Source organism: Nonomuraea mangrovi, from assembly GCF_042681425.1.
In the GTDB taxonomy this organism is placed as follows: Bacteria; Actinomycetota; Actinomycetes; order Streptosporangiales; family Streptosporangiaceae; genus Nonomuraea; species Nonomuraea mangrovi.
The window spans coordinates 264418-290745 of record NZ_JBHUFV010000043.1; the positions used below are offsets into that span (position 1 = coordinate 264418).

Annotated in this window: 29 protein-coding genes and 1 pseudogene; 20 read left to right on the forward strand and 10 right to left on the reverse strand. The window is 69.1% G+C overall.

Going from position 1 to position 26328, the window contains the following annotated elements; genetic code table 11:
* Positions 1-29: 29 nt before the first annotated feature.
* Positions 30-251 (reverse strand): MbtH family protein, encoded by a 222-nt coding sequence (locus ACFSKW_RS29220; protein ID WP_379575673.1) that lies wholly within the window; start codon positions 249-251, stop codon positions 30-32.
* A 195-nt stretch (positions 252-446) separates the two neighbouring features.
* Between ACFSKW_RS29220 and txtE the strand changes: the two genes are divergently transcribed.
* From txtE to ACFSKW_RS29245, 5 genes are all read left to right on the forward strand, one after another.
* On the forward strand, positions 447-1667 hold the full coding sequence (gene txtE / locus ACFSKW_RS29225; RefSeq protein WP_379575674.1) for a 4-nitrotryptophan synthase: 1221 nt from the start codon (positions 447-449) through the stop codon (positions 1665-1667).
* A gap of 65 nt (positions 1668-1732) precedes the next feature.
* Complete coding sequence (locus ACFSKW_RS29230) at positions 1733-2971, forward strand: nitric oxide synthase oxygenase (protein ID WP_379575675.1); 1239 nt, start codon at positions 1733-1735, stop codon at positions 2969-2971.
* Positions 2972-3038: 67 nt separating this feature from the next.
* Positions 3039-4574: a tryptophan halogenase family protein gene (locus ACFSKW_RS29235; RefSeq protein ID WP_379575676.1), complete on the forward strand. Its 1536-nt coding sequence runs from the start codon at positions 3039-3041 to the stop codon at positions 4572-4574.
* Between the two features lie 9 nt (positions 4575-4583).
* Positions 4584-5117: a flavin reductase family protein gene (locus ACFSKW_RS29240; protein ID WP_379575677.1), complete on the forward strand. Its 534-nt coding sequence runs from the start codon at positions 4584-4586 to the stop codon at positions 5115-5117.
* A 227-nt stretch (positions 5118-5344) separates the two neighbouring features.
* Positions 5345-5473: a hypothetical protein gene (locus ACFSKW_RS29245; RefSeq protein ID WP_379575678.1), complete on the forward strand. Its 129-nt coding sequence runs from the start codon at positions 5345-5347 to the stop codon at positions 5471-5473.
* A gap of 315 nt (positions 5474-5788) precedes the next feature.
* Here ACFSKW_RS29245 and ACFSKW_RS29250 read toward each other — a convergent pair whose 3' ends face one another.
* Together ACFSKW_RS29250 and ACFSKW_RS29255 are read right to left on the reverse strand one after the other, a co-directional pair.
* Positions 5789-6214, reverse strand: coding sequence for an Ohr family peroxiredoxin (locus tag ACFSKW_RS29250; protein WP_379575679.1), 426 nt, complete (start codon positions 6212-6214; stop codon positions 5789-5791).
* A gap of 107 nt (positions 6215-6321) precedes the next feature.
* Entirely contained in the window at positions 6322-6735 is a 414-nt protein-coding gene (locus ACFSKW_RS29255; protein WP_379575680.1) for a hypothetical protein, read from the reverse strand.
* Between the two features lie 283 nt (positions 6736-7018).
* On the opposite strand from ACFSKW_RS29255, the pseudogene ACFSKW_RS55010 reads away from it, so the two are divergent.
* A pseudogene (locus ACFSKW_RS55010) lies at positions 7019-7462 on the forward strand (alpha/beta fold hydrolase); the annotation flags it as partial.
* A gap of 73 nt (positions 7463-7535) precedes the next feature.
* The gene (locus tag ACFSKW_RS55015; RefSeq protein WP_379575681.1) at positions 7536-7850 is read left to right on the forward strand and encodes an alpha/beta fold hydrolase; all 315 of its coding nucleotides are present in this window, start codon (positions 7536-7538) and stop codon (positions 7848-7850) included.
* Between the two features lie 43 nt (positions 7851-7893).
* Here ACFSKW_RS55015 and ACFSKW_RS29270 read toward each other — a convergent pair whose 3' ends face one another.
* Positions 7894-10455 carry a helix-turn-helix transcriptional regulator gene (locus ACFSKW_RS29270; RefSeq protein ID WP_379575682.1) on the reverse strand — a complete coding sequence of 854 codons (2562 nt, stop codon included), beginning with the start codon at positions 10453-10455 and terminating at the stop codon, positions 7894-7896.
* A 378-nt stretch (positions 10456-10833) separates the two neighbouring features.
* Here ACFSKW_RS29270 and ACFSKW_RS29275 point away from each other — a divergent pair, with 378 nt between their 5' ends.
* The 6 genes from ACFSKW_RS29275 to ACFSKW_RS29300 are packed head-to-tail and all read left to right on the forward strand — an operon-like array spanning position 10834 to position 15085.
* Positions 10834-11625: an alpha/beta fold hydrolase gene (locus ACFSKW_RS29275; RefSeq protein ID WP_379575683.1), complete on the forward strand. Its 792-nt coding sequence runs from the start codon at positions 10834-10836 to the stop codon at positions 11623-11625.
* A 10-nt stretch (positions 11626-11635) separates the two neighbouring features.
* Positions 11636-12082 carry a VOC family protein gene (locus tag ACFSKW_RS29280; RefSeq protein ID WP_379575684.1) on the forward strand — a complete coding sequence of 149 codons (447 nt, stop codon included), beginning with the start codon at positions 11636-11638 and terminating at the stop codon, positions 12080-12082.
* Between the two features lie 57 nt (positions 12083-12139).
* Complete coding sequence (locus ACFSKW_RS29285; protein WP_379575685.1) at positions 12140-13573, forward strand: dihydrolipoyl dehydrogenase family protein; 1434 nt, start codon at positions 12140-12142, stop codon at positions 13571-13573.
* Between the two features lie 2 nt (positions 13574-13575).
* Entirely contained in the window at positions 13576-13881 is a 306-nt protein-coding gene (locus tag ACFSKW_RS29290) for a hypothetical protein (RefSeq protein WP_379575686.1), read from the forward strand.
* A 12-nt stretch (positions 13882-13893) separates the two neighbouring features.
* Positions 13894-14178, forward strand: a complete 285-nt coding sequence (locus tag ACFSKW_RS29295) for a hypothetical protein (RefSeq protein ID WP_379575687.1) — start codon at positions 13894-13896, stop codon at positions 14176-14178.
* A gap of 16 nt (positions 14179-14194) precedes the next feature.
* Positions 14195-15085 (forward strand): alpha/beta fold hydrolase, encoded by an 891-nt coding sequence (locus ACFSKW_RS29300; protein WP_379575688.1) that lies wholly within the window; start codon positions 14195-14197, stop codon positions 15083-15085.
* 95 nt (positions 15086-15180) lie between these two features.
* Here ACFSKW_RS29300 and ACFSKW_RS29305 read toward each other — a convergent pair whose 3' ends face one another.
* A complete protein-coding gene (locus ACFSKW_RS29305; protein ID WP_379575689.1) occupies positions 15181-15960 on the reverse strand; it encodes a Bax inhibitor-1/YccA family protein in 780 nt (259 codons plus the stop codon).
* Positions 15961-16147: 187 nt separating this feature from the next.
* Here ACFSKW_RS29305 and ACFSKW_RS29310 point away from each other — a divergent pair, with 187 nt between their 5' ends.
* From ACFSKW_RS29310 to ACFSKW_RS29320, 3 genes are read left to right on the forward strand one after another with little or no spacing between them, the layout of a single operon-like run.
* The gene (locus ACFSKW_RS29310) at positions 16148-16687 is read left to right on the forward strand and encodes an alpha/beta hydrolase (protein ID WP_379575690.1); all 540 of its coding nucleotides are present in this window, start codon (positions 16148-16150) and stop codon (positions 16685-16687) included.
* Positions 16684-17073, forward strand: coding sequence for an alpha/beta hydrolase (locus ACFSKW_RS29315; RefSeq protein WP_379575691.1), 390 nt, complete (start codon positions 16684-16686; stop codon positions 17071-17073). The genes ACFSKW_RS29310 and ACFSKW_RS29315 overlap by 4 nt, the downstream gene beginning before the upstream one ends.
* Before the next feature lie 32 nt (positions 17074-17105).
* Positions 17106-17609, forward strand: a complete 504-nt coding sequence (locus ACFSKW_RS29320) for a cupin domain-containing protein (protein ID WP_379575692.1) — start codon at positions 17106-17108, stop codon at positions 17607-17609.
* Between the two features lies 1 nt (position 17610).
* Here the strand turns inward: ACFSKW_RS29320 and ACFSKW_RS29325 are convergent, their stop codons facing one another.
* Complete coding sequence (locus tag ACFSKW_RS29325) at positions 17611-20376, reverse strand: ATP-binding protein (protein ID WP_379575693.1); 2766 nt, start codon at positions 20374-20376, stop codon at positions 17611-17613.
* 222 nt (positions 20377-20598) lie between these two features.
* Positions 20599-20751 (reverse strand): DUF7737 domain-containing protein, encoded by a 153-nt coding sequence (locus ACFSKW_RS29330; RefSeq protein ID WP_379575694.1) that lies wholly within the window; start codon positions 20749-20751, stop codon positions 20599-20601.
* 81 nt (positions 20752-20832) lie between these two features.
* On the opposite strand from ACFSKW_RS29330, the gene ACFSKW_RS29335 reads away from it, so the two are divergent.
* From ACFSKW_RS29335 to ACFSKW_RS29350, 4 genes are all read left to right on the forward strand, one after another.
* On the forward strand, positions 20833-21939 hold the full coding sequence (locus ACFSKW_RS29335) for a DUF2267 domain-containing protein (protein ID WP_379575695.1): 1107 nt from the start codon (positions 20833-20835) through the stop codon (positions 21937-21939).
* 110 nt (positions 21940-22049) lie between these two features.
* The gene (locus ACFSKW_RS29340) at positions 22050-22394 is read left to right on the forward strand and encodes a hypothetical protein (protein ID WP_379575696.1); all 345 of its coding nucleotides are present in this window, start codon (positions 22050-22052) and stop codon (positions 22392-22394) included.
* Positions 22395-22805: 411 nt separating this feature from the next.
* A complete protein-coding gene (locus tag ACFSKW_RS29345) occupies positions 22806-23627 on the forward strand; it encodes a helix-turn-helix domain-containing protein (RefSeq protein ID WP_379575697.1) in 822 nt (273 codons plus the stop codon).
* Between the two features lie 133 nt (positions 23628-23760).
* Complete coding sequence (locus ACFSKW_RS29350) at positions 23761-24120, forward strand: VOC family protein (RefSeq protein WP_379575698.1); 360 nt, start codon at positions 23761-23763, stop codon at positions 24118-24120.
* Here ACFSKW_RS29350 and ACFSKW_RS29355 read toward each other — a convergent pair.
* The 3 genes from ACFSKW_RS29355 to ACFSKW_RS29365 are packed head-to-tail and all read right to left on the reverse strand — an operon-like array spanning position 24101 to position 25558.
* Positions 24101-24313 (reverse strand): hypothetical protein, encoded by a 213-nt coding sequence (locus ACFSKW_RS29355; protein ID WP_379575699.1) that lies wholly within the window; start codon positions 24311-24313, stop codon positions 24101-24103. The two genes, ACFSKW_RS29350 and ACFSKW_RS29355, sit on opposite strands and share 20 nt — an antisense overlap.
* A 25-nt stretch (positions 24314-24338) precedes the next feature.
* Complete coding sequence (locus tag ACFSKW_RS29360) at positions 24339-25085, reverse strand: phosphotransferase family protein (RefSeq protein ID WP_379575700.1); 747 nt, start codon at positions 25083-25085, stop codon at positions 24339-24341.
* Positions 25016-25558 (reverse strand): tyrosine-type recombinase/integrase, encoded by a 543-nt coding sequence (locus ACFSKW_RS29365; protein ID WP_379575701.1) that lies wholly within the window; start codon positions 25556-25558, stop codon positions 25016-25018. The genes ACFSKW_RS29360 and ACFSKW_RS29365 overlap by 70 nt, the downstream gene beginning before the upstream one ends.
* Positions 25559-26328: the final 770 nt, after the last annotated feature.

Below are 26328 nucleotides of genomic sequence, written 5' to 3' on the forward strand. Positions count from 1 at the left end.
CCAGGCGCGGGGTTGGAGAGACCGCCTACTCAGCCGCGCGACGTCGACTCCATGAAGGCGACGAGGCTCGCAGGACGCATATCGGTCCAGGTACGCTCGATGTAATCCAGGCACGCCTGGCGGGTGTCAGGGCCGTGACTAACCGTCCATCCGGCCGGAACGTCCACAAAGGACGGCCACAGTGAGCGCTGATTCTCGTCGTTGACCAGCACCAGGTAATTACCATTCTCGTCCTCGAACGGATTGGTCATCACTCGACTCCTCGACTTCTAGGCTCGGGCCTTGCGCCGAGGTTATGGATTTCACTTATCGCCGAGTTATCAATCCGTTTCACATGCTTCTCGTACCGGTCGGATAAACCACCGATAAGGCAGGGATACAGCCTCGACGTAGCTTCCTGTGCCACGTGGATTTCAACGCCGCTGGTCTGAGCCGGAGGAGCTACTATGGGCGACCCGTCCCCACTTTCGAACCCCGAAATCATTCCGGACCCATACCCGGTCTACGCGGATTTGTCGGATCGCGAACCGGTGCACTGGTGTGCGGGTCTCGACGGCTGGGCTCTCACCCGGTACGCCGACTGCGCGGCCGCGCTCAAGGACCCGCGCTTCAAGGCGGAGCGCATGACGGAGGTGCTCAGCACCAAGTTCGAGGGCCGAACGCTGGCCGAGGACAACATCTACCACCAGTTCACCAGCAACGTCATGATGTACACCGACGCGCCCAAGCACACCGCGCTGCGCCGGTCTACGCAGTCGGCGTTCACCCGCATCGCCCACGAGCACTACAGCAAGGTGATCGAGGAGGTCGCGGCGGATCTGGTCGCCTCGATCCCCGCCGGGACGCAGACCCTGGACGCGGTTCCCGAGCTGGCCGCCAAGCTGCCGGTCAACGCCGCGGTCCGGGCCTTCGGCCTCCCCCAGGAGGATCTGGCCTACGTCACCCCGCGGGTGGACGCCCTGATGACGTACTGGTCAGGGCCGCAGGATCAGCCGGTCTCGCTGGACGTTCTGCTGGACAACCTGTCCGAACTGCACACCTACTCCCTGGAGCTGGTGCAGGGCAAGCGTGGCACGGTGGTCGACGGCACGGTGATCGCCCGGCTCGCCGCGGCGGTGGGCTCGTCGCCCGACGTGTCACTTGAGCAGACCATCCACCAGCTCGTCCTGCTGCTGATCGCGCTGTTCGCACCGACCACCCCTGGCTCGACCAGCAGCGGCATGATGGCGTTCGCCACCCATCCGGAGCAGATCGACCGTTACCTGAACGACCCGCGAGCCGCGGACAACGCGACCAACGAGGTGGTCCGGTTCAACGCCTCCAACCAGTTCACCTGGCGGGTGGCCGGCGAGACCCTGGAGCTTGAGGGCACGACGATCGAGAAGGGGCAGAACGTCGCGCTCTTCCTCGGCGCGGCCAACCGCGACCGGCGGATGTTCGACCGGCCGCACGTCTTCGACCTGGACCGGCCCAACAGCAACAGGCATCTGACCTTCGGCCTCGGCCCGCACTCCTGCCTGGGGAGGCAGATCGCGTCGCTTGAGCTGAAGTGGTTCTTCGCCAAGCTCTTCGAGCGCTACCCCCGGATCAGCCTGGCGGGCGAGCCGGTCTGGAACCAGAACCTGGAGTTCCGGTCGCTGCGGTCGCTTCCACTGCGCCTCTCCTGATCGTCCCGGTACCGGCCCCCAGGCCGGCGGCAGAGCCGGATTACGAGCATCCGCGAGGAACGACGATGCAATCCGAAATCTCCCCCCAGGACGGCTGTCCCCACCCGACCAACCGCGTGCGGCAGTTCACCACGCCGCGACCGGCGCTGGCACTGTCGACGGAAGTCACCGATCTCGAGTCGGAGGCCGTCGACTTCCTGAGCCGGTACCACGCCGAGAACCCTGGTCTCAGCCCCGCGCTGCCCGACCGGCTCGCTGCGGTCCGCGCCGAGATCACGGCGACCAGCACGTACACGCAGAGCATCGAGGAACTGACGTTCGGCGCTCGGGTCGCCTGGCGCAACGCGTCACGCTGCATCGGCCGCCTCTACTGGAACAACCTGCAGGTCCGTGACCTGCGAGAAGTACGGTCGGCCGAGGAGATCCACCGGGAGCTCTGCGAGCATCTGCGCCTGGCCACCAACGGCGGGCGGATCCGGCCGACGATCACCATCTTCGCTCCTGACACGCCCGGTAACCCGGGTCCACGCGTGTGGAACGACCAGTTGGTCCGGTACGCCGGGTACCGCAGCCCTGACGGCTCGGTGATCGGCGACCCGGCCCACCTGGAGCTCACCGACAAGGTACTGGCGATGGGCTGGCAACCGCCCGGCGGGCCGTACGATCTTCTGCCGTTGGTCATTGAGGCCTCCAACCAGAAGCCCGAGCTCTTCGAAGTGCCCCGCGGCATCGTGCTCGAGGTGCCGCTCACCCATCCGGAGTATCCGTGGTTCGCCGACCTGGGGCTGCGCTGGTACGCGGTGCCGGCCATCGCGAACATGCGGTTGCGCGTCGGTGGCCTCGACTACCCGCTCGCGCCGTTCAACGGCTGGTACATGGGAACCGAGATCGGCGCCCGCAACCTCGTCGACGTCGACCGGTACAACCTGCTGCCTGACGTGGCCCAGCAGTTGGGCCTGGACACGGCGCGTGAGAGCACATTGTGGCGCGACCGCACCCTCGTGGAGATCAACATCGCGGTGCTGCACTCCTTCGAGGCCGCGGGTGTGAAGATCTCCGACCATCACACCGAGTCGCGACGGTTCCTCATGCACCTGGCGAGAGAGGAGCGCCAGGGCCGGATCGTGCCCACAGACTGGAGCTGGATCGTGCCGCCGATCTCGGGCGGGATAACGCCGGTGTTCCACCGGTACTACGACGAGGCCGAGCTGAGCCCGGGGTTCCACCATGACGGACAGGCCACGTGGCGGGAGCGTGACCACTGCCCGGTCCCGCCGGGTCGCATAGCCGGGAACGGCAGGTAGCCCGTCAAGCACATCGACCAGGTCGAGCGCGGCCTGGAAGTGAGACGCACGCCAAGGAGGACCAGTCATGATCCGATCCATAGTTATCGTGGGCGGCGGAACCGCCGGCTGGATGACGGCCAGCTATCTCAAGGCTGCCTTCGCCGACCGCATCGACGTCACGCTCGTCGAATCCGCGCAGGTGTCGCGCATCGGCGTCGGTGAAGCGACGTTCAGCACAGTGCGGCACTTCTTCGACTTCCTCGGCCTGGATGAGGCGGACTGGCTGCCCAAGTGTGCCGGCGGCTACAAGCTGGGCATCCGCTTCCAGGATTGGAGCATCCCAGGCCAGCACTTCTACCACCCGTTCGAGCGGCTGCGGAGCGTGGAGGGCTTCTCCCTGGCCGACTGGTGGCTGGAGCTGGGTGATCACAGCCAGCCCTTCGACCGCCAATGTTTCATCACCACGGCCCTGTGCGACGCGAAGCGCTCACCGCGGATGCTGGACGGCTCGCTCTTCACCACCGGCATGGACGGCTCACTCGGCCGATCGACACTCGACGACCAGCGGGCGCAGTTCCCGTACGCCTACCACTTCGACGCCGACAAGGTGGCGTCCTACCTGGCCGATTACGCCGTCAGGCGCGGCGTCCGGCGGATCATCGACAGCGTGGAGAACGTCCGCCTGGACGAGCGCGGGCATATCTCCAACATCCAGACCGCCGAGCACGGCGACATCGCGGGCGACCTCTTCATCGACTGCACCGGCTTCCGCGGCCTGCTGATCAACAAGGCGCTCGACACGACGTTCATGTCCTTCGAGGACGTACTGCCGAACAACCGGGCGGTGGCCCTGCGCGTGCCTCGCGCGGACGTGACGGAGATGGAGCCGTACACCACGGCCACCGCGATGAGCGCGGGCTGGATGTGGACGATCCCACTCTTCCAGCGCAACGGCAACGGCTACGTCTACTCCGACCAGTTCATCAGCCCGGAGGAGGCGGAGCAGGAGCTCCGTGCCGCCATCGCACCAGGCCGCGACGATCTGCAAGCCAACCACATCCGCATGCGGATCGGCCGTAACACGGAATCCTGGGTCAAGAACTGCGTGGCGATCGGGCTGTCCAGCGCCTTCGTCGAGCCGCTTGAGTCGACCGGCATCTTCTTCATCCAGCACGCAATCGAGCAGTTGGTGAAGCACTTCCCCGACGAGCACTGGAACCCGGCGCTGACGCGCGCCTACAACAACCGCATCAACCGGGCGGTCGACGGGATCAAGGAATTCCTGGTGCTCCACTACAAGTCCGCCCGGCGCGAGGACACGCCGTACTGGAAGGCGGCGAAGCTCCGGCCGATGCCGGACAGCCTGGCGGAGCGGCTCGACCTCGCCGCGAACCGGCTCCTCGACGAGGAGACGATCTACCAGGGCTACCACGGGTTCGAAAGCTACTCCTGGAACGCCATGAACCTCGGACTCAACCGCCGGCCGCCGGCCAACCCGGCTCTCAAACACCTCGACGCCAACATTGCCCGTGAGGCCATGGCGCAGTTGCAGAAGGAAGCCGACGAGCTGGTCGCTACCCTGCCCTCCTGCTACGACTACCTAGCCTCCATCAACGGCTGAGGGAACACCATGAGAGTCGTTGCCAGGACACCGTCGGGATCGACCGTGGAGAACGATCCGGCGGACCCCTTCCGGCTGTTCATGAGCTCCTGGTTCACCGGTGTGTCCATCGTCACCTCGGCCGGCGCCGACGACCGGCCGCACGGACTGACCTGCACGTCGCTGACGAGCGTCGCGCTGGACCCGCCCACCTTGCTCGTCTGCCTGCAGGTCGGCAGCGGCACCCTGGCCGCAATAGAGGAGCGGCGCGCGTTCGTCGTCAACCTTCTGCACGACGGTGGGCAGGCCGCCGCGCAGCGGTTCGCCTCACCGGAACCCGATCGGTTCTCGTACGTCCGCTGGCGCCCCGCACCGCTCACCGGCCTGCCCTGGTTCGCTCACGATGCCTTCGCGATGGCCGAGTGCCGGGTGGCGAACTCGGCCATCGTCGGTGATCACGTGATCGTCTGCGGCACGGTCGAGAACGTGGTGGCGGACGCCGCCCGCCCCCTGCTATACGGCGCCCGAGCCTTCCACACCCCCGGCCCGCCGACCGACCGATAGCGGCTTCCGCGCCCTGACCATGACTTCCTTATCACTCAACTGACTGCCCGGGTGTTGACCTTCTCTCCACCCTGGACCCCGGTGCGGCCGAGCGTCTGGTCTGCCGAGTCTGTCATCCCCTCGAGTACGACGAGGACGCGATCGAGTCCGCCGAGCTTGTCAGGCAGGAGATCAACCAGGTACTGGCCCTGCAGGGGCTGACGGTTTCCTATGTCGCGGGGCAACCCGTGATGGCCCGGCTCGGGCAGAGCGGCGCGGTCTACACGGTGCCGGAGGAGCTCGAACCGCGCCTTCGCGCGATCATCCCCGACTCCACCGCCGTCGACTGGCTCCTGGCGAGGGCCGAGCCGGCATAGGCGAGGCTCCGCTCGGCCACCACGCCCGTCGTCGTCAGCACGCGCAGGCCCGCTGCCTTCGCCCCCGCGACGGCCGCCCCCGCCAGCGCGGACTTCCCGATGCCCGCATCCCCAGCAGGAGCACGCCGCTACCGTCCTCGGGGTGCTCGACGAGCCAGGACAGGGCCTTCAGCTCGGCTTCCCGTCCGAACAACGACACGGATGTCACCACACCTGAGCGAAGCAGGCGACGGCGACGGCCAGCACGAGCACGGCCACCGAGAGCACCTTCATGGGATCACATCCCTTCCGTGATGAGGCAGGCTGGACCGAGGGTCAGACGGCGATCGCCCGGATGACGACCGGGATGTTGCCGCGGGTGGCCTTGGAGTAGGGGCAGATCTGGTGGGCCGCCGCGCCGAGTTCCTCCGCGGTCGGCTGGTCGATGCCACCCAGTTCGAGGTTGAGCACGGTGGCGAGGCCGAACTCGCCGTCGTCACCGTGGTTCAAGGTCACCTCGACCGTGATGCTCGTGCTGGCGAGCCGTACCTTGCGCACCGCGGCCGCCCTGCGCACGGCGCCGAGGAAGCACGCGCCCCAACCGGCGGCGAACAGTTGCTCGGGGTTCGTCGCGTCTCCCGCCCCGCCGAACTCCTTGGGGATGGCGAGGCCGGTGTCGAGGAGCCCGTCGTGAGCCGAGACCCGGCCCCCGTTGCGTCCTTCTCCGGTCACGGTGACGACGGCGGTGTAGCTGGCAGCCATGGCTGTTCCCTTCCTCGCGGACGGGGACGCCCACTTGCGTCACCCGTTCAACTGGTGACGATATTGACAGGTGCGTCATCACCTGTCAAACAGGTGACGGAGGGGTCTCACTTCGCCAGTCCACCGCAGGTGAAGCCCTTCTCGCGCTCGGGCTGGAGCTCGATCCGGCCGAGGTTGGTGGTCTCCATCGGCCTGCGGAAGGTCTCGACCTTGTCGCAGTCGTACAGGACGTACGTGCCATCGCTCTCGACCCCGAGCAACGGGGCGGCGATCAGCAGGAGCAGGACTAGCGTGCTCATCATCCGGCCGAATAGCACCGCCTGATCGACTCCCACCTGTTGCGGGTTGACCCCGAAGACGCCGTACATCTGCTCGATGCCGATATAGAGCACGGCGTAGAGCGCCACCGCGATCGGTACGACGACCGAGCCGATGCGCTCCAGTAGCGCCATGACGCCGCCGTCCTCCTGCGGTGTCTCGGGCGCCTGGTGGGATTCGCGGGATATCGGGTGACTCGACATGGCGTAGGACCCTAGGCGCCGGGTTTCCGCGGAACGTTGACGAAGTGTTAGCGGCGATGCCCGGAAGGGACCCACCGGGCGCGCCCTTCCGCCGACGCACCATCCCTGAACAGCGCTGATAGGGCGTATACACCAGGCCGACAACCCGTATACGGCCTCTCGCGCGTCATCTGACGCCGGTCGGCGGTACCGCTTCGGCAGTCGTTTGACCGGCGCGGCATCAGACCGGCCGAGGCCAGCATCGAAGCGCCGGAGACCTCCGGCCGTTCCGCACGAGCGAAAGGTGCCGATCACGCCTTTCATCACCCTCAAGGACGGGGCCCAGAAGTTCTACAAGGACTGGGGTTCCGGCCGCCCCGTCGTCTTCTCGCACGGCTGGCCGTTGAACGCGGACGCCTGGGACCGCCAGGCCCACCTCATCGCCGCGAACGGGCATCGGGCGATCAGCCACGACCGCCGAGGGCACGGCCGTTCCACCCAGACATGGGACGGCAACACCATGGACCAGTACGCCGACGACCTTGCCGAACTGCTGGAGCACCTGGACGTCCGCGACGCCGTCCTGGTCGGCCACTCGACCGGCGGTGGCGAGGTGGTGCGCTATCTCAGCCGCCACGGCTCGGCGCGGGTGGCCAAGGCCGTCCTGCTCGGCGCCGTGCCGCCGTTGATGCTCAGGACGGCCGCCAATCCGGAAGGCACACCGCTGGAAGCCTTCGACGGAATCCGTGCTGGCGTGGCGGCGAACCGATCGCAGTTCTACTACGACCTGAGCGAGACGTTCTACGGGTTCAACCGCCCCGGTGCGAGCGTGTCGGAGGGCAAGCGCCGGGAACTCTGGTCGCAGGGCATGGCGGCGGGGTTGTCGGCCGCGCTGGACTTCGTCAAGCAGTTCTCCGAGACGGACTTTCACCGCCGAGCTGCCGCAGATCGACATCCCGGTGCTGGTCGTGCACGGGGAGGACGACCAGATCGTGCCGATCGCGGCGTCGGCCCTCAAGACGGCCGAGTTGCTGCCCCGGGCGACGTTGAAGATCGTGCCGGGAGCCCCGCACAGCCTGGTCGGCGCTTTCGAGGAGACGTTCAATCGGGCGCTGCTGGAGTTCGTGGCGAGCTGAAGGTGAGGCCGGGTCGCCCCGGCCGGGTCCACGGTCCGGCGCGTCAGCTGTTGACCGCGACCCGGTCGGGGCGATTCATGGCGTCACGGAGGGCCGCTCGGGTCGAGACACCGAGCTTGGGGAAGATCCGGTACAGGTGGGAGCTGACGGTACGCGGTGACAGCCGCAGCCGCGTACCGATCTCCTTGTTAGTGAGGCCGCTGGCCGCCAGGTCGGCGATGCGCTGTTCCTGCCAGGTCAGCGACGTGTACGAAGCGGAGACCAGCGGAGTCGCGCCGATGATCCGCAGCTCGGTACCGGCTCGCTCGGCCCATGCGGCGGCGCCGAGCCGTTCGAAGGTCTCGGCTGCCTGGACGAGGAGAGGCCGGGCCGCCGTGCGTTCGCGGGCCTGGCGCAGCCGTACCCCGTGGGCCAGCTGGATGCGCGCCGTTTCGAACGGGAACCGTGCGGCCGCGGGATGGGAGATGGCGCGCGCGAACATCTCGGCGGCCTCTCGTTCCGAGCTCGCGGTCATCGCGAGGGCTCCGTAACAGGTCAGGGCCAGGCACGGGGAGAGGTCGGCGAAGCCCGCCTCGCTGGCGGCGAGGGCGTGCCGGCGCGCCTGTTCCGTACGGCCGGTGTGCAGGGCTGCCTCGACGAAGTCGAGGAGAGTCCGTGGCGCCTGAACGCGGTAGGCCCAGAAGGTCCCCGGTAGCGTGATGTCGGCGGCCTGGCGGTAGGCGGCCTCGTAGTCGCCCGAGCTCAGCGAGATCGTCACGGCAACCGAGTCGGCGAGATCGGTGAGCAGGCCGACGCCGCGCGGGCGGGCCCAGGTCTCGACCTCGGCCCACAGCTCACGAGCCCGGGCGACCTGGCCACGAAGGGCGGCGAGCTGCGCGAGGTGGGCCCGTGTCTGGTAGGCGAGCAGATGACGGCCGTGTTCGACCTCCAGCGCGAGGACTCGTTCTCCCGTCCGCGTCGCGGCTTCCCAGTCTCCGGCTCCCATCTGGTCCAGCATGATCACCGTCAGCATCAACATGCCGCTGAAAACGGTGCCCGTCGCCAGTTCGCGCTCTACGACGCGCTCCAGGTGCGGCCGGTACTGGGTGACGATGTCGAGGTGGTAGGCCGCCACGGCCAGGCGGGAGACGTCCCAGGGCTCCCGCGCGCGCAGGTTCGCCGCCGCCCGCTCCAGCGGTTCAGCCCAGCCGCGCCCATGCAGGACCACATCGCTCCAGGTGTTGCCGTAGACGTGGGTCTGCTCGGTGACGAAGTCGCCGAAGGACGCGAGGATCTCGTGCGCCTCGCACCACAGCTCAGGGTCGGCCGCGTACCGCGTGATCACGAGCATGAGGTCCAGCATCCGGGCGAGCGTCTCCGTGCGCTCACCGCGCATGTCCTCGATCATCGCCACGACCTGCCGATAGGCAGAGCGCACGTCGCCGTCTTCGAAGAACGCCTGGTGGACGGCGACGGCGGCCACGTCAGAACCATAGGTGAGCGGGCCGGGGGGAACCTCGGCGCCGAGTCTGGCCGCGTATCCCGACAGAAACGTCGCGTAGCCGAGCCGCCTGGCCCGTTCCCCGGCATCCTCGCTCAGCTCGTCGGGTGTGACATGCGCGGCGGTCAGATGCATCGCACGACGTTCGAGATCGTCGCGGTGGATGTCAGCGAGCGCGCGATGCGCCGCCCGGCACTGGTCCGGGGTCGCCATCTGCACGACGCTCGAGCGGACCAGCGGGTGACGGAAGGTGACATCACCGGTGATCGGTTCGGCGTCCAGCAGGCCGCACGCCACGGCCTCGTCGACGTTGCGCATCCGGTGGCGCGGCTTCGGGCCGCCGTCGCCCGGCCGGGTACCGACACCGTCGAGCGCGGCCATCAGCAGCTCCGCTCGAGCCTGGTCGCCGAGCGCGGCGATGCGGGAGCCGTACAGGCGGTGGAGCTTTCGCGGCAATCCCGCGTCGCCCGCCTGGGACGGGAGCTCCAGCAGCGCGAGGGGGTTGCCGAGGGCCTGGTCGAGCACCCATTGGCGGACCTCCTCGGTCAGGGACGGGTGGCGCTGGTCGAGTAGGCGTACCGCGTCCTCGTCGCTCAGCGGGCCCACCGGTATCTCGGGCAGCACGGCCAGATCGAACCGGGAAGCGATCTCGTCCCGGACGGCGATCAGCAGCTTCACCGGGAAGCCTCCGATCCGGCGTCCGACGAAGCCGAAGACCTCGGCGCTGGTGTCGTCGAGCCACTGGCCGTCGTCGAGGATCACCAGCAGCGGACGACGCATGGCGATCTCCGACAGCAGGTCGAGCACCGCGATGCCGAGCGTCATCACTGACGGGAGATCGTCCGCCTGCCGCCCGGTGACCGCGTCGAGCACCGAGCGGCTGTCGGTCAGCGGAAGCAACTGGTAGAGCAGCTGGTGCAACCCGGAACAGGGCAGTTCGGACTCGGCCTCGACGCCGGTGATCCGGCTCACGAGATGACCGTCCCGGACCGCGAGCTCCGCCGCTTCCTCAAGCAGGGCGCTCTTGCCCACACCCGCCTCGCCCCGTACGACCATCACCTGGCCACTGACCGACTCCACCATGCCGGAGATCACCTCCCGCTCATGATTCCTGCCGATGATCACTCTCGCCGCCCCCTAATCCGCGTGACTTGACTGGTGATCAGCCTCGCCCAGCGGGAGGTCCCGTGGCCCCAGGGAACGCCCCTGGTCCACTCTCTGGGGGCCACGGGTATATGCCGGGCCAGGCGCACATCCGGTGCCCGTGGCCGGCCCGGGGAGGTCAGTGGCCCGGCCCCGGACCCAGGCGACCAGGGCGGTGAGATCTGCGGCCTGGCCCCCGCTCAGGCCGCAGCGCTCGTCGCCCCGCTCGCGGCGCATCGGTCACCTGACGCCCGGCCGCTCGGGCGTCGTCTGACTCACCGTCAGATGACCGATGTGCGCACGCCGGAGCACAGCCGAGGGTGGGGAGCGTCAGAATCGCTCACCCAGAAGGTGAACTCCATGAACCACCGGTCCAGGCGACTTCTCGCCACGGCGGCGACGATCGCCGCCGCCGTCTGCGTCCTTCCCGTCGCCGCCCTGGCGGACACGGCCGGCAAGGCGCCGAAGCAGAAGCCCACAGTCATCCTGGAGCACGGCGCCTTCGCCGATGGCTCCAGCTGGAACGACGTCGTCGCCGGCCTGCGCCGCGACGGCTACCCTGTGATCGCCGCCGCCAATCCGCTGCGTGGCGTCGCCTCCGACGCCGCCGCGCTACGCGGGCTGATCGAGCACGTCGACGGACCCGTCATCCTCGTCGGTCACTCCTACGGCGGCAGCGTCATCAGCGCGGCCGGCACGGGGAACAGCAAGGTCAAAGCCCTCGTCTACGTGGCGGCGTTCCTGCCTGAGGCCGACGAGAGCGCGCTCGGGCTCAGCACCAAGTTCCCCGGCTCGACGCTTCCCGGCACGCTGGAGCCGGTCGGCACCGACCTCTACATCCGGCAGAACGCCTTCCATCGCCAGTTCGCCGCCGACGTCCCCGCGCGGAAGGCCGCGCTGATGGCCGCGTCCCAACGCCCGGTCGCGAAGGCCGCGCTGGAGGAGAAGTCGACGGCGCCCGCCTGGCGGGAGAAGCCGAGCTGGGACATCGTCACCACGAAGGATCTCAACATCCCCGTGGCCGCCCAGCGGTTCATGGCCGAACGCGCCGGGGCCCACATCATCGAGGTCGCCGCGTCTCACTCCGTCGCCGTCTCGCGCCCGGGCGTCGTCGTCAACGTCATCGAATCCGCCGACCGCGCGACCCGCTGAGGAGAATCTCATGGACTGGAAACTCGAAGTCGTCGTCCTGCCGGTGTCCGATGTGGACCGCGCGAAGGCCTTCTATGTCGAAACGCTGGGATTCCGGCTGGATGCGGACTTCCCCGTCCGCGACGGATATCGCGTCATCCAGGTGACCCCGCCGGGCTCCGCCTGCTCGATCATCTTCGGTGACGGGCTGACCACCACGGCCCCGGGCACCTATCTGGGCCCGCATCTGATCGTCACCGACCTCGAAGCCGCGCTGAAGGACCTCGCCGCCCGTGGGGTGACGGTGAGCGGCCCGTTCCGCGACAGGTCCGGGGTCTTCCACCACCCCGGCCACGCCGAGCGGGTGTCCGGGTTCCACCCCGAGCGGGCCAGTTACGGCTCGTTCGCCTCCTTCCATGACCCCGACGGGAACCAGTGGTTCCTCCAGGAAGTCACCCAGCGCGCCCCCGGCCGCTGAACGCCGTCCCCAGAGGAGGGCGGCTCCCCCACCCTCCCCATCACTCTTGGAGATCCTGTGCGCATTTTCGACGTCGTCGTCATCGGCGCCGGTCCGGTCGGTGAGAACGTCGCCGACCGGACGACCGCCGCGGGGCTGGACACCGTCATCGTGGAATCCGAACTGGCCGGCGGGGAGTGCTCCTACTGGGCGTGCGAGCCCAGCAAGGCGCTGCTCCGCCCGGCTCTCCTGCATGCCGAGGCCCGCGGCATGCCGGGCCTCAACCCTGATCCACTGGATGTCGCGGCCGTGCTACGGCACCGCGACCGCATGTCCGGTCACTGGAACGACCAGTCCCAAGTGCGCTGGCTGAGGGAGGCGGGCATCACGCTGGTGCGCGGGCACGGGCGGCTGGCCGGGCCGCGCACCGTGGAGGTGACCGGAGCCGACGGCGCCGTCCTGCGGCTGTCGGCGCGGCACGCCGTGGCCGTCTGCACCGGGACCCGGGCAGCCCTGCCACCCGAGCCTGACTTCTCCGCCCTACAGCCCTGGACCAGCCGCGAGGCCACCAGCGCCACCCGGGTGCCGCCGCGGCTGGCCATCGTCGGCGGAGGCGTCGTGGCCGTCGAGATGGCCACCGCGTGGCGGGCGCTCGGCTCGCGGGTCACCCTCGTCGTCCGGGAGCCTGGGCTGCTGCCCCGGACGGAGCGGTTCGCCGCCGACCTGGTCGCCGACGCGCTGCGCGCCTCGGGCGTCGAGCTTCGGTTCGACACCACCGTCACCGCCGCGACCCGCACCGACGACGTCCGCCTCGAACTGTCCGACGGGGAGGTGCTCTGTGCCGACGAGCTCCTGCTGGCGACCGGCCGCGCCCCTCGCACCGATGACCTCGGCCTGGAGACCGTCGGTCTTCGCCCCGGTAGCTGGCTCCTGAGCGACGACACCTACGCCGTGCTCGGCGTCACCGGCACCTGGCTGTATGCCGTCGGCGATGTCAATCAGCGCGCCCTCCTCACTCACCAGGGCAAGTATCAGGCAAGGATCGCAGGCGCGGTCATCTCCGACCGCGCACGCCATCTTCCTCTCGACCGCGGCCCGTGGAGTCCCCACACGGGAACCGCCGACCGCGTCGCCGTACCCCAGGTCGTCTTCACCGACCCCGAGATCGCCTCTGTCGGCCTCACCACCGCCGACGCCGCGAACCAGGGCAGGGACGTCGACATCGTCGACTACGATCTCGGCCTCGTCGCCGGCGCCCATCAGCACAGCCCCGGCTATGTGGGGCGGGCTCGGATCCTCCTCGACCCGGCCCGCGGCACCGTCCTGGGCGCGACCTTCGCCGGCCGTGGCGTCGCCGAGCTCCTTCAGTCGGCGACGTTCGCCATCACCGGCGAGATCCCGCTGGACCGCCTCTGGCATGCCGTTCCGGCCTTTCCGACGCTCAGCGAGGTCTGGCTACGCCTCCTGGAGACCTACCGGGACACCGCCGCTCCTCTGCGCACCGGACGCTGACCATGGAGTGGTTCTTCCTGCCGTGGACCTTCGTCCCTCGGGCGCCCAGCTGGTACGAGAGCCAGTGGAACCGCTACGAACCCCCCGGAGCTGCGGAGAAATGGTTGATCGAGATCATCTATGAGACCGTGGCCGCCGAGACCCGCTGCACGCGGTGCGGCGCTCCGCTGGAGCCACCCCGCCTGCGGGCCGACGCCTGGCCCGTCCGGGTCGCCGCTCGCTGCCGGGGTACCGCCCGCCACCGTCACCGCGCCAACGTCTCCCGCGCCCCGGACGGCCTGCACACCGAACCCCTCGCCCGAGCCTAGCTGGAGCCATCCATGAAAGTGATCTTCGACTCCGTTTCCGCCCTGGCCGATGCGCTACGCCGCGCGGCAGCGGCCCATGCTTCCGACTCCGGCCCTGACGTGGGTACCGACTGGCCGGAGTGGTACGCCCACCACATGGCCGCCTTCAACAGCTTCGGCCGCTTCAGCCGTCTCCCCGAACCGGTCCGCCTGGCGGGCACGGTCGCCGGCCATCCCGCGGCTCCGCCGACGGACCCGGCCCGCGACCGTGATCGCGGCCAGGAATTCTTCCTCCGCTACGCCTCTCCCGACCTCTGATCGACAGGAACCTCCGATGACACACCAAGACCCTCTCTCCCCCGGCACCCACACCTACCGCGTGGCCGGTCTCACCCAGCGGTACCACGTTCACGGGAGCGGCCCCGTGTGCGTGGTCCACTCCGGTGGGCCGGGCATCTCCTGGGCGTACCTGCGTATGCCGATGCTCGAAGAGCACCTGACCGTCGTGTACGTCGAGCCCATCGGCACCGCGTGGGACAGCCGCCTGCCCTCACACCCGCACGGCTACACGCGTGAGCGCTACAGCGGCTTCCTGGCGGCGCTCATCAGCCGTCTCGGTGTGGGGAAAGTGCACCTACTCGGGCACTCCCACGGTGCCTTCGTCGCCGCCTACCACGCCCTGCACCGCTCGGAGCAACTGGCGGGGATCATGCTGTACGAGGGCGCACCCGTCACCGGACCGGAACACGCCGCCGAGGCGGGCCGCATGCTGGAGGCGTTCGCGGCGAAGCACGCCGACCACCCCGAGCTGCCCGGTGTGCTTGCGGCGTTCGCCGCGATGCCCGGCATCTGCAACGACGAACAGACCGAGGCGGTCGCCAAGGGTGTGCTGCCGTCGTACTTCGCCGACTTCTGGGGCGAGGAGGAACGTTATGGCCCGCTCCGTGCCGCGATCCGGGCAACCTACATCTCCGGGCTGGACGAAGATCTCGCACCCGACACGATCGACGATCGCGCCACGCTCAAGAACCTGACGATCCCGGCCCTCGTGATCGTGGGCAGGCACGACGTGATCTGCGGTGTGCGCTGGGCGCGCGAACTGGACGACCTACTCCCCGCCTCGGACCTGCTGATTCTGGAGAACAGCGGCCACCTGGGGCATGTGGAGGAGCCGGAGCTGTTCGCCTCCGCCGTACGCCAATTCGTCACGGAGACCAACCGGTAGCCGGCCGGGTGCCCAGCGGCGCACGCGCTGTACGCCGCCCGGACCGCCGGACGGCGTACAACCTCATGAAGACGCCGGGTCTTCAAGACTGCACGTCAGTCTTCACTCTTGAAGATCGTCAAGACCTGCAGCACCTCCAGGTAGATCCACACCAAGGTCGTGGTGAGCCCGAACGCGGCGAGCCATGCCGCCTTGCGCGGAGCGCCTTCGGCGATGGCCTCCTCGACCTGCTTGAAGTCCAGGGCGAGGAACGCGGCGCCGAGTACGATGCCGATCAGCCCGAAGACGACGCCAAGCACTCCGCTGTGGAAACCCAGGCCGTTCCCCGAGCCGAACGCGGAGAAGAGCGAGTCGGCGACCAGCAACAGCAGAAAGCCCATCGCGGCGGCGCCGACGAAACCGGCGAACCGCTGATTGACCCTGATCCAGCCCAGCCGGTAGGCGACGAGCGTGCCCCCGGACACCGCGAACGTGCCGAGTACCGCCTGACCGACCAGACCCGGCGCGATGTGCGTCGAGACAGCGCTGGAGAACACGCCGAGGAAGACGCCCTCGAACGCCGCGTACCCGAGGATCAGCGCCGGCACCGGGTTCGACCTGAACGCCTGCACCATCGCCAGGACGAAGGCGACGAGCGCCGCGACCACGGCGATGCCATAGGACCGGCTGAGGTTCGCCTCGTCGACGGGCAGCAGCAGCCAGGACAGCACAGCCGCCGCGACCACGACTCCCAGGGTCGTCGCGGTACGGACGACGACGTCGTTCATGGTCAACGTGGCTGAGCCGATCTCCCGACCTGTGTCGGAGAGGGAGACGTGCGCCGGTTCACGCCTGCCGGCGTCCCAGCGGGAGAGGATCGGATTACTGCTCTTCATGTCACTTCTCTTCTGTGCGGATGACGACGTCTGTGCCTCCACCTTTCGCCAGGGGCGAGGATCCGCGCATCGGTCACCTGACGGTCGAAAGCGCCGAGAGGCCGTCATTTGACTGATGTCCGCCGCGGGATCCCGAACCAGGGTGGGCAGGAGAGAACAGCGACATCCGAAGCAGCGGAGAGGATCCATGGCCAAGACCGACGTTCATTTCCTCAGCGGCGGCATCCGCATCGCCGCGCACCTGTACCTCCCGAATGCTCCGGCGACGGGCCCATGGCCGGCGCTCGTCGTCGGCCACCCCGGCACCGGGGTGAAGGAACAGACCTCCGGCACGTACGCGCAACTGATGGCCGAGCGCGGATTCGTCGCCCTCGCCTTCGACGCCGCCTACCAGGGCGAGTCGTACGGCCTGCCCCGCGGGCTGGAGGATCCCGCGCAGCGGGTGGAGGACTTCAAGGCCGCCGTGTCCTACCTCATCACCCGCGAGGAGGTGGCACCGGATCGGATCGGCCTGCTCGGCATCTGCGCCTCGGGCAGTTACTCGCTGGCCGCGACCGCCGGCGACCACCGGGTCAGGGCGGTAGCCACCGTCTCCACCGCCGAACCGGCCCGCCAGTTCCGGCTGGGGGCCGACGGCACCCAGGACCCGGCCGTCTCCAATCCCTGCTGGCCGCCGCCGCTCAGGCGCGCACCGCCGCCGCACGCGGTGAGGACCCCGGCGCGATGACGATGTTCCCCGACAGCGCGGAACAGGCAGGCGCCCTCGGCGGGGAGCACGGCATCGAGGGTTTCGAGTACTACTGCACTCCACGTGGTGAACACGAACGCTCGGCCAAAACCCTGGCCTGGGAGAGCATCGACAAAATGGCCTCCAGCGACGCCTTCCACGCCATTCCCCTGATCGGTTCCCGGCCCCTTCTCCAGATCATCGGTGAGCGTGCCGTCACCGCCTGGATGGCCGTCGAAGCCCACCAGCGCGCCGTCGGCCCCAAGGAGATCCACTGGATCAAGGACGCCAGCCACGTCGATCTCTACGACAAGAAGGAGTACATCGACCCCGCGGTCGACAAGCTCACTGGCTTCTTCACAGCCGGCCTCGCCGCGACGGCGTAGATCCTCGTCCAACCACTTCCAGGAGCTACTTCATGAGCGACTTCCCCTCCCCTCCGCCCGTTTCCCAGGACCGCCGATTCGTCCTCGGGCAGCATCTGAGCCTCTCCGTCCTCGCCTCCGGGGAGGAGACCGATGGACGTCACGACATTTCCGATATCACCCTGCCGCCCGGTGCGGGCACGCCCCTGCACCTGCACACCGGCTATGAGGAGCGCCTCTGGATCGTCGAGGGCGCACTGACCGTGTGGGCCGGAGTCGACACCTACACGCTGCGCCCGGGTGACTTCTACCGCGTGCCGATTAACACACCGCACACCATCAAGGCGGGCCCAGACGGGGCGCGCAGCTTGACGATCACCTCTCCCGCCCGGTTCGCCGAACTCATCCGCCGCACCGGGACGCCCGCTCATCTCGCCACCGCCGAGACCGAATGGGATCTCCAGCTGTTCCAGGCGGTGACCGAGGAGTTCGGGGACGTCATCCTCGGCCCGCCCGGCGCCACACCCGCGAGCCTGGGCCCGGACTGGCAGCGGTGATCTAGCGGTTCAGCAAGTCGCCGTTCTGATGCAGGGCGGCGGCGAGCTGGCGGCGGGAGGTGATGCCGAGCTTTCCGAAGACCTTGCGCAGGTGCCACTCGACGGTGCGAGCGCTGAGGAACATCTGGGCGCCGATCTCCGGATTCGTGAGGCCGTCTGACGCCAGCTGGACGATCAACGTCTCCTGGGCGGTCAGGGTGTTCTCACTCTCCGCCGCGCTCTGCCGTACCCGCTCGCCGGTCGCCAGCAGTTCGCGGCGGGCTCGCTCGGCGAAGGCCCTCATCCCCAGGTCGACGAACATCTCGTGAGCGGTCTTCAGCTGGTGGCGGGCGTCCACACGGCGGTTGTCGCGGCGGAGCCACTCGCCGTAGAGCAGGTGCGCCCGGCCCAGTTCGGGCCGAAGCGGGGTACGGCCGAGCCGATCGATCGCCTCCAGGTAGAGCCGCTCGGCGACGTCTCCGCTGCTGAGCAGGGCGCGCGAGCGGGCTTCGAGGCCGAGTCCCACATCGGTGCCGCCGGCCGTCGTCGACTCCGCGAGCCGGGCGAGAGCCGCTTCGGCGGCCGGGATGTCCCCGGTGCGAGTGGCGGCCTCGACCAGTTCCGGCAGCGACCACAGGGCGATGAACAGGTCGGAGGAACTCTCGCTCGACGCCACAGCGGCGGCCAGTGCCTCGCTGTAGCGGCCAAGGCTGTTGTACAGGACGGCCGCCACCCAGTTCGCGTAGGTGACGCTCATGCCCTGGCCGGTCACCTCCGCCGCGGCGATCATCGAGTGGATGAGGGGGACGGCCTTCTCCTCATCGCCGCGGAGGCACGCGAGCATCGTCGGGCCGATCGCGTCCGCGGGAGCCCCGGTGACCTCGCAGATCGTCTCGGCCTCGGCGAACATCGCCGTCGAAGCCGCGAACTCGCCCGACCAGGTGGTCACGGTTCCCAGAGCTGCCAGCACGATCGGCAGCAGATCGAACGCACCGGCCGTCCTGAGGACCTTCACCTCCCGTTCGAGCAGGAAGCGCCAGTTGGTGAAATCCCAGTTGCCGACGGCGGCGGCGTGCGCGAACCAGCCCCAGCGCAGCACCTGCTCCGGGGTGAGCGAAGCGTCGACGATCGCGCTGACCGCGCGTCGCAGGACGAGTGCAGCGGCGGCCGGGCCGTCCACGATGATCCGCGCCAGCGCGTCGAGGACGAGCTCGGCCTCATCCGGCTGCGCCGACACCGGCAGCCCGCGGGCGGCTCTGGACACATCAGCCAGGCTGCCGCCGACCGCGAGGTCCCCGGCGAACATCGCCGCCATCCACGCGTTCAGGTAGGTCTCGCGAGCCAGATCAAGGTCGAGCGGTTCGAGTTGCTTGGCCGCCTTCAGCAGCAGCGGCGGACCGTCGCTGCCCAGCCCGGAAGCGAAAGCGACATTGCCCCGCAAGAGGTCCGCGCGAGCGCTCTGCAGTTCGGTCAGCGGTTCGGCGCGGACGATCGCCAGCAGTTCGAGGACACGGTCGTACGAGCCGGCACTCATGTGGGCGTGAGCCGCGGCGAGCAGGTGATCGGCCCGCCGCGCCGGGTCGACGGTCAGGGCAGCGGCCTGCTCCAGGAACGCCGCGGCCGCGTTGGGTCCGCCGCGGGCGTGCGCCCTGCTCGCGGAGCGTTCGAGGTCGGCCGCTGCCTCCTCATCCGTCCCGTCCGTTGCCTGCGCTCGGTGCCACGCCCGGCGATCCGGATCGGTATCCGGGTCGGTCGACTCGGCCAGCGCGCGATGTACGGCACGCCGCTGCTCGGCCGTCGCCGACTGGTAAGCCGCCCTTCTGAGCAGCGGGTGCCGGAAGCTGATCCGCTGCCCGAAATCGGCCAGCCCCACCTCCGTCGCGGGCCGGGCCGCCACGTGCGAAATCCCGAGCAGGCTGGCAGCCCGCCAGATCAACTTGGCCTCACCCGAGGGCTCGGCCGAGGCCAAGCAGATCAGCAGCCTCGTGTCGTCGGGCAGCGCATCCAGTTGCCGGGCGAAACTGTCCTCGATCCGTCCCGTCAGGGGAGCCGTACCCGGAAATCCGAACCCGCCGGCGAGCTCTTCCCTGGACATCGTGCGCGGCAACTCCAGCAAGGCCAGCGGATTGCCCCGGGTCTCGGCCACGATCTGATCCCGCACCCGGGTGTCGAGTGGCCCCGTCAGCGCGAAGGAGAGCAGCTCGTGCGCGTGCTGATCAGCAAGCCCGCCGAGGCGCAGCTCACGGACGCCGGCCACCTCATCGGTCGGCGTTCGCGCGCCGAAGACGATGCCGATCGGGTCGGCCCCGAGACGTCGTGCGACAAAGCCGAGTGCCTGCGCCGATGCTCGGTCCAGCCAGTGCATGTCGTCCACCACGCAGAGCAATGGCTGTTCCCTGGACGCCTCCGACAGCAGGCTGAGGACCGCCATGCCCACCATGAACCGCGCCGGTGGCGGGCCTTCCGCCAGTCCAAATGCCGTCTGCAAAGCCAGCTGCTGTGGTGTGGGGAGTGCCTCGACCCGATCCAACAACGGGCCACAGAGCTGATGCAGCCCGGCGAAGGCCAGCTCCATCTCCGATTGCATGCCCGAGACCCGAAGCACCCTCAATCCGAGCGCGTTGGCGGCCATGTCGTCGAGTAGAGCCGTCTTGCCCAGTCCTGCGTCTCCGCTCAGAACGAGGGCCCGTCCCTCACCGGCACGTACGGCTGCGAGGAATCCGGTCAGGAGTTCCCGCTCGCTGAACCGATTGATCAACTCGACGGGTGCGCCTTCCAGACTCGGCATCTCCAACACATCCTTTCACCAGCGCGGATAATGCCACGAGGGCGAAGGTCACAGCAATTTCTGAAGCCGCTCGCCGAACGGACGCCCGAGCGGCTGAGTACCAGGCGGATCAGCATGTGCCGACCGCGGGAGCAGTGAGGGCAATTCCGCCGAGGCGCTGCCGAGCGGGCACGGTTGGGCACGACTCCCGGGAATCTTATGCGACGGTGTCTGAGCGGCCGTTCAGCCGAGCCGCCGCGTGATCGTCGGGTCGGTGATCGCCGTATCGTTGGCCAGGAGGAAGGCCTTCGAGAGGATCACCGACAGCATCCCTCCGTCGTCCTCGAACGGTGACGTCGAGGCGCGTGGACGGTTACTCGACGGCCATATGAGCATGATCCGATACAAGCCGCATGTAGCCCGCGACTGTGGGTAGTCGGCTCCGGGATTTCGCTCGGCTACCGGCGAGGAGCGCCCATGACCACCAGTGAGCAGCATCGGCCGGAGATCGTCGTCGGACTCGTGGCGACCCCGCCGGACTATCCGGCGCAGGTGGTCGCACGGCTCGCCGCCGAGCTGGCCGACCGGCTCGCCGAGCAGGTGGACCCGGACGTGCGGTGGACCGTCCGGGCAGGCTGGGGCGAACTGGCTCCGCGCCGCGACGGCGGCGTCGAGGCGCTGCTCGACGATCTCGCCCGCCGGCGCGCCGACGCCCGGTGGGACGTCGCGATCTGCCTGACCGACCTGCCGCTGCACACCGAGCGGGTGCCGCTGGTCGCGCAGACGTCCGCCCGGCGCCGAGTCGCGGCGGTGTCCTTGCCCGCGCTGGGGCTGCGCCAGCTGCGAGCGCTCCGCGCGGCCGTCCCGGGTCTCGTGAGCCTGCTGCTCACTGACGCTTCCGAGGAGCGGGTGCCGTCAGCCGGCCGGGCACCGGCCGAGCTGGCCGGCCAGGTCGCCGCCATTCACCGGGTGGTCGGCGACGATGCCGGGGAACTGGGCTACGTCGCCTCGCGGCTGGCCGGCCGGGTGCGGCTGCTGACCGGAATGGTCCGGGCCAACCGCCCGGGGCGCGCCCTGCTGGGCCTGTCCAAACTCCTGGCCGGCGCCTTCGCCACGGCCGCGTTCGCGCTCACCACCAGCACCATCTGGGAAATGGGTGATGCGCTCGGCGGACTCCGCCTCACCGTGATCATGCTTCTCGGACTGACCGCGCTGGTGACCTGGCTGATCGTCGCGCACGACCTGTGGGAGAAACCGGGCCGGGAGACACCGGCTGAGCTGGCCCGGCTGTTCAACCTGGGCACGATCCTCACCCTCAGCCTGGCCGCCGCGGTGTCCTATCTGGTGCTGTTCGCCGGAACGACACTCGCCGCGGCGCTGCTGATCGACACATCCGTGCTGGAACAGAACCTGCAGCGGCCGGTCGATCTCACCGACTATCTGAACCTGGCCTGGATCATCAGCTCGCTGGCCACCGTCGGCGGGACGATCGGCTCCGGGCTGGAGGACGAGGACACGGTGCGGGCCGCCGCTTACGGCTACCATCCCGAACCCGGCGGCTGGCGGGACGAGAAGGACGCGTGATTCCCGCACACCGCGCCGGCCTCGTAAAACCGTTCAGGCGTCATCGAACACGACAGCTGACAACGCCACACCATGGACAACGCCGACCACCGGTCCGTCGCATCGACAACATGGTCCGCGACTTCGACGCAGCCCAGCGCGGCGCCCGAAACAGCGACATCACCGCCGCCGGCGCCCGCGCTGCCGACGCGCGTCAGACCCGAGACCACGCCCGCGAAGAACTGGCCGCCGTCTACGGCGAGAGCGACCGACGCGCGGATCTGCCACCCGACCAGCGAGACATCGAGCAGCGAGTCCGCGCCGAGGAAACCTCACGGCAAGCAGACCGCGATCGCGGTGGCGTCGACCGTGATCGCGGTCCCCACAGCGAGCGCAGCCAGCGCTGCCAGCCGGAGCGCGATCGCGAAGCCTCCCGACAGGAACCCGCCGCCGAGCGTGACGTACCGAGCCGCTGAGAGATCGATCGCTCACGAGTTGACCGCCGCCGGCCGCAAGTTCTCGGCCTGCGCCAATGTGACTCCGGTCGCCGACCCGCGCGACAACCAGGGCAATGTCCTGATTCCCGGCACTACATCGGCACGCCGCCCGCAATCCGATCCCGGCTGCGCTGGCCCAAGCGGCCGGCCGTGCCGGGCTCGGGCGTGTGACGTGCCACGGTTGATGTCGCTGACTCTGCCTCGCTCTTGTCGCCGGCGACGGTCCGACCAGATCGCCTGGTGTCCGCCCGCACAGGGCAGCCCGGTGGCGGTGGAACGAACCAGATCGTCGACCAGGGCCCTGAAGGGCAGGCCCTCCCTGAGCGGCATGCAGGTCGCTGCTGCGGGCCTGCGTTGGGTGCACCCCCTCAGCCCTCGTACTGTGTCAGAGTGACCGTGCCCGCCGACCCGATGTCCACCGCCCTGGCGCCCTTCGTAGCGATGCTGGGTGCGTACGAACTTGGGTCCGGCCCGGTCGCCGTCCATCGCGGACTTCCCTCGTCCACGGTGTCGATCACGATCCCCGAGGAGGACTCGCTCGAGATCTCGTGGGTCGGGCGGCCCGGCTCGAGCCAGCGGCACCGGGCTGTTGTGGCCGGGCTCCATCTGGACGCGGCCGAGCTGAGGCAGGTGGGATGCACGCGCGGGGTGTGGTTGACGCTCAGCCCGCTGGGCGCCGGCGCACTGCTGGGGCTCCCGGCGTCGGCGCTGGCCGGGCACATCGTGGATCTCGCCGACGTCGTCCCGGCGATGGCGGACCTGCCGGAGCGGCTTGCGGCCTGCCGGACATGGCCGCAGCGTCGCGCCCTCGTCGCGCAGTCCCTGCTCACCGGCCTCGGTCGGCACGGCGAACGCGCCAACCACCACGAACTGCGATCCGCGATCGCAGCCTTGTCCGGGACCACCCGAGTGCAGGAGGCCGCTTTCCGGCTCGGGTGCTCCCGGCGGCATCTGAGCAGTCTGGTTCGAGCCGAGTTCGGGGTGACGCCGAAGGAGTACCAACGGCTCGTCCGCTTCGAGACTGTCCGGGGCCGGCTCGTGGACGCCGCTCGTTCCAGGGGTGTCGGTCTGGCGGCGGTCGCCGCCGCGTCGGGATTCGCCGATCAGGCGCACCTCACCCGGGAGTGGCGGGCCATGGCCGGGTGTACGCCCACTGAGTGGCTACGCGCCGAAGGCCTGGCCGTGCAGGGGCCGTCGGTCGGCGACCGGTAGCCAAGCGAAGAGCGCGCGTTCAGGTGACACCCCATCCGGGTGCGGTTCGTTCCCAGATGTTCAAGACCCCGTCGGCACCAGGCCTAACGATGGGTCCATGACACCGAACACACACATTTGCCCTCGTCTTATCGTGCCCGACCCAGACCGCGCGTCGGCGTTCTACCAGGCCGCCCTTGGCGCCGAGGAAGTGTTCCGTGCTCCCCTGAGCGACGACGGCCGACCCAGCGTCATTCAGCACCGCATCGGTGGTTCGTCCTTCCGGGTCTCCCCGGCCGTCTCCTCATGGGGGTGGCTCTCACCCGGTGACCTCGGCGGCTCCGCGGTCCTCCTCGAGATCGAGGTCGACGCCCCGGACGCGATCGGCGAACGCATGATCGCCCACGGCGCCGAGGTGGTCGTGCCGATCGAGAACCGGTCCTACGGCAAACGTTCGGGCCGCGTCCGTGACCCGTTCGGCCACCTGTGGATCATCACTGGTGGGCTTCGCTAATGGTGGGCTGGGCGGAGACGTCGAGGATGACGTCGAGTCCCTCGGTGAACCAGTCCCGTTCGCCGGCCGGCAGCGGGTGGCTGATGAGTCGGCCGAGGCGGGGGAAAGCGTCGAGGTCGAAGCGCACGGCATCCCGCTCGCGGCAATCACCACCGGCGGCAGGGGGTGGCCTGCTCGATGCGTCAGAACGCATACGTAGCAGTCGGGCCCGCGCAGCCTCACGTCCGGGATCTCAGCACGTCGACCTCACAGCCCGGCGCGAAGGGGTCGAAGCCGTGCTCGATCAGCCAGCGAACTGCCAGCAGGCTTCGCAACGACCACCACGCGTGGATCACGACGAGGTCGATGTCGGTGCCATAGCCGGCGATGACGTCGTCGAGGTGCTCCTCGTGTCCGAGTGTGAAGGTGGCGAGGTCGTACAGGGCATCACCCTGGCCCGCCTCGGACCAGTCGATGATGCCGGTGACCTCGTCGCCGTCGACGAAGACGTGCGCGATCTGCAGGTCGCCGTGTGTGAACGCCGGAGTCCACGGCCGGAGCGCGGCCTCGGCGACCTGGCGATTGCGGGTGACCAGGTCAGCGGGCAGGACACCGTTCGTCACGAGCAACTCGCACTCGTCGTCGAGTTCCGCCGCCAGCGCGACGATGCTCCGGCCGGCCCGGCCCGGCAGGGGCGGCAGGGGCGCTTCGTGCAGCTTCCGGATGGCGGCGCCCGCCGCCGCCCACGCCGCCGGCGACCCGGTCGACGGCCCGCCGAGGCGCCCAAGCGTCGTCCCCGGGAGTGCGGCGATCGCGAGCACGGGCGGCTTGCGCCACAGGACCTCCGGGGTCGGGACCGGCGCGAGGGACATCGCCTCGACCTCGACGTCGATGCGCGCCTGATCGGCGTCCACCTTCAAGAACACGTCACCGACGCGCAGAGTCGCGCGCTCGGAATGGGCGACGACGACTTTGACCTCATCCATGGGCGACCAGTATCCCGGGGATGATCGCCGACGTCGCCAGGTTTATCGCGTGCGATCACGCGGCTGCGTGGGTGAGCGTGCTGTGGCGCAGTTGGTGCAGCGTCCACGGTCCGGCCGCCAGGTCGTGGTCGCGGCCTCGAGCAGCTCAGCCGCGCGCCGATACGACAGTCGCGCCCGCCCGGTGCTGGCATCCACGTCGCCGGGAGGCAGCTCGACGCGGGCGCGGCGATCGGTGAGGAAGACCGGCCCACCGCGGCGCGGCCGTTCAGCAGGCGGGGCAGCAGCCGGGCGGTGGCGGTGCGCCAGACGATGACGTCGACGGCGCCGCCCTTGCGCCGTACCTTGGCCCGGCGGTTGCGCAGGTCGAGCTCGTCTGCGTCGAGGGCCAGGACCTCCTCGGCCCGCGCCGCGCTCTCATACAGCAGCCGAAACAGGGTCCGCTCGCGCAACGGCAGGCTCGAGCGGGTGAGCATGGCCTCGACCTCAGCGCGGGCCAGCGCCCAGGTGCGATCGCGGGTGCGGGCCCGGCGGCGCAAGCGCCGCAGCGGGTCGCCGGCCAGCCAGTCCTGACTACGCCACCACTCCAACGCCGAGCCGAGCGCGTCGCGGTTCGCCGCGGCCGCGCTGCCCCAGCGGGCGGTGAACCACGGGTGCCACCGGAATACGGCAGAGACAGGCCGCGAAGGGGTGGTGACATCGCCTGTAGTCCGGTCAGTGCTGCTCCCCCGCGTACGGCGGCGTCCCTCGATGCGCTCAGCACAGCCGAGTTCTGCATCAGGTGCAGGAATCTTGCATCTGATGCGAAGTGAGTAGACGCCCGAGGAACGCCTCGCAGTGACGCGGCGGCCCCGAACGCAACGAACGCCCCGCCCTGCTTTCGGTGGTGGCAGTGGAATTTGGCTCAGTCGACCACGTTCTCCACGGTCCAAGTCCCTTCGTCCTCGCGTAGGTCGACCACTAGTGATCCGGTGTCGGCTACGGGGGTCGAAGTGCAGCGGAACGAAAACGTACGCTCAGCCAGTTCTCGCAGGTCACCACGACGGGTAAGCCCGGCGATGTGGTGAAGCTTGGCGTACGGTCCGGTTCCGTCGTACAGGTCGGCCTCTCTGGGCCGTGCGGTACGGGCCACGCCTCCCGCCTGCGACGGTGCAGCCGCGTGGTGTCCATCTCGCTGCGTAAAGAGCAATGATCGAAACCTGTGGATCTGCCGGGAAGGGGTGTACCTTCCCGAATCATCTGATCA

Excerpts from the sequence above, each read along its gene's own strand:
- ACFSKW_RS29325 (WP_379575693.1), bottom strand. The coding sequence starts at position 20,376 with ATGCCGAGTCTGGAAGGCGCACCCGTCGAGTTGATCAATCGGTTCAGC.
- ACFSKW_RS29330 (WP_379575694.1), bottom strand. The coding sequence starts at position 20,751 with ATGCTCATATGGCCGTCGAGTAACCGTCCACGCGCCTCGACGTCACCG.
- ACFSKW_RS29335 (WP_379575695.1), top strand. The coding sequence starts at position 20,833 with ATGACCACCAGTGAGCAGCATCGGCCGGAGATCGTCGTCGGACTCGTG.
- ACFSKW_RS29355 (WP_379575699.1), bottom strand. The coding sequence starts at position 24,313 with ATGCGTTCTGACGCATCGAGCAGGCCACCCCCTGCCGCCGGTGGTGAT.
- ACFSKW_RS29230 (WP_379575675.1), top strand. The coding sequence starts at position 1,733 with ATGCAATCCGAAATCTCCCCCCAGGACGGCTGTCCCCACCCGACCAAC.
- ACFSKW_RS29305 (WP_379575689.1), bottom strand. The coding sequence starts at position 15,960 with ATGAAGAGCAGTAATCCGATCCTCTCCCGCTGGGACGCCGGCAGGCGT.
- ACFSKW_RS29295 (WP_379575687.1), top strand. The coding sequence starts at position 13,894 with ATGAAAGTGATCTTCGACTCCGTTTCCGCCCTGGCCGATGCGCTACGC.
- ACFSKW_RS29220 (WP_379575673.1), bottom strand. The coding sequence starts at position 251 with ATGACCAATCCGTTCGAGGACGAGAATGGTAATTACCTGGTGCTGGTC.
- ACFSKW_RS29365 (WP_379575701.1), bottom strand. The coding sequence starts at position 25,558 with ATGCTCACCCGCTCGAGCCTGCCGTTGCGCGAGCGGACCCTGTTTCGG.
- ACFSKW_RS29315 (WP_379575691.1), top strand. The coding sequence starts at position 16,684 with ATGACGATGTTCCCCGACAGCGCGGAACAGGCAGGCGCCCTCGGCGGG.
- ACFSKW_RS29360 (WP_379575700.1), bottom strand. The coding sequence starts at position 25,085 with ATGGATGAGGTCAAAGTCGTCGTCGCCCATTCCGAGCGCGCGACTCTG.
- ACFSKW_RS29320 (WP_379575692.1), top strand. The coding sequence starts at position 17,106 with ATGAGCGACTTCCCCTCCCCTCCGCCCGTTTCCCAGGACCGCCGATTC.
- ACFSKW_RS29280 (WP_379575684.1), top strand. The coding sequence starts at position 11,636 with ATGGACTGGAAACTCGAAGTCGTCGTCCTGCCGGTGTCCGATGTGGAC.
- txtE (WP_379575674.1), top strand. The coding sequence starts at position 447 with ATGGGCGACCCGTCCCCACTTTCGAACCCCGAAATCATTCCGGACCCA.
- ACFSKW_RS29290 (WP_379575686.1), top strand. The coding sequence starts at position 13,576 with ATGGAGTGGTTCTTCCTGCCGTGGACCTTCGTCCCTCGGGCGCCCAGC.
- ACFSKW_RS29255 (WP_379575680.1), bottom strand. The coding sequence starts at position 6,735 with ATGTCGAGTCACCCGATATCCCGCGAATCCCACCAGGCGCCCGAGACA.
- ACFSKW_RS29240 (WP_379575677.1), top strand. The coding sequence starts at position 4,584 with ATGAGAGTCGTTGCCAGGACACCGTCGGGATCGACCGTGGAGAACGAT.
- ACFSKW_RS29310 (WP_379575690.1), top strand. The coding sequence starts at position 16,148 with ATGGCCAAGACCGACGTTCATTTCCTCAGCGGCGGCATCCGCATCGCC.
- ACFSKW_RS29340 (WP_379575696.1), top strand. The coding sequence starts at position 22,050 with ATGGTCCGCGACTTCGACGCAGCCCAGCGCGGCGCCCGAAACAGCGAC.
- ACFSKW_RS29250 (WP_379575679.1), bottom strand. The coding sequence starts at position 6,214 with ATGGCTGCCAGCTACACCGCCGTCGTCACCGTGACCGGAGAAGGACGC.
- ACFSKW_RS29275 (WP_379575683.1), top strand. The coding sequence starts at position 10,834 with ATGAACCACCGGTCCAGGCGACTTCTCGCCACGGCGGCGACGATCGCC.
- ACFSKW_RS29235 (WP_379575676.1), top strand. The coding sequence starts at position 3,039 with ATGATCCGATCCATAGTTATCGTGGGCGGCGGAACCGCCGGCTGGATG.
- ACFSKW_RS29300 (WP_379575688.1), top strand. The coding sequence starts at position 14,195 with ATGACACACCAAGACCCTCTCTCCCCCGGCACCCACACCTACCGCGTG.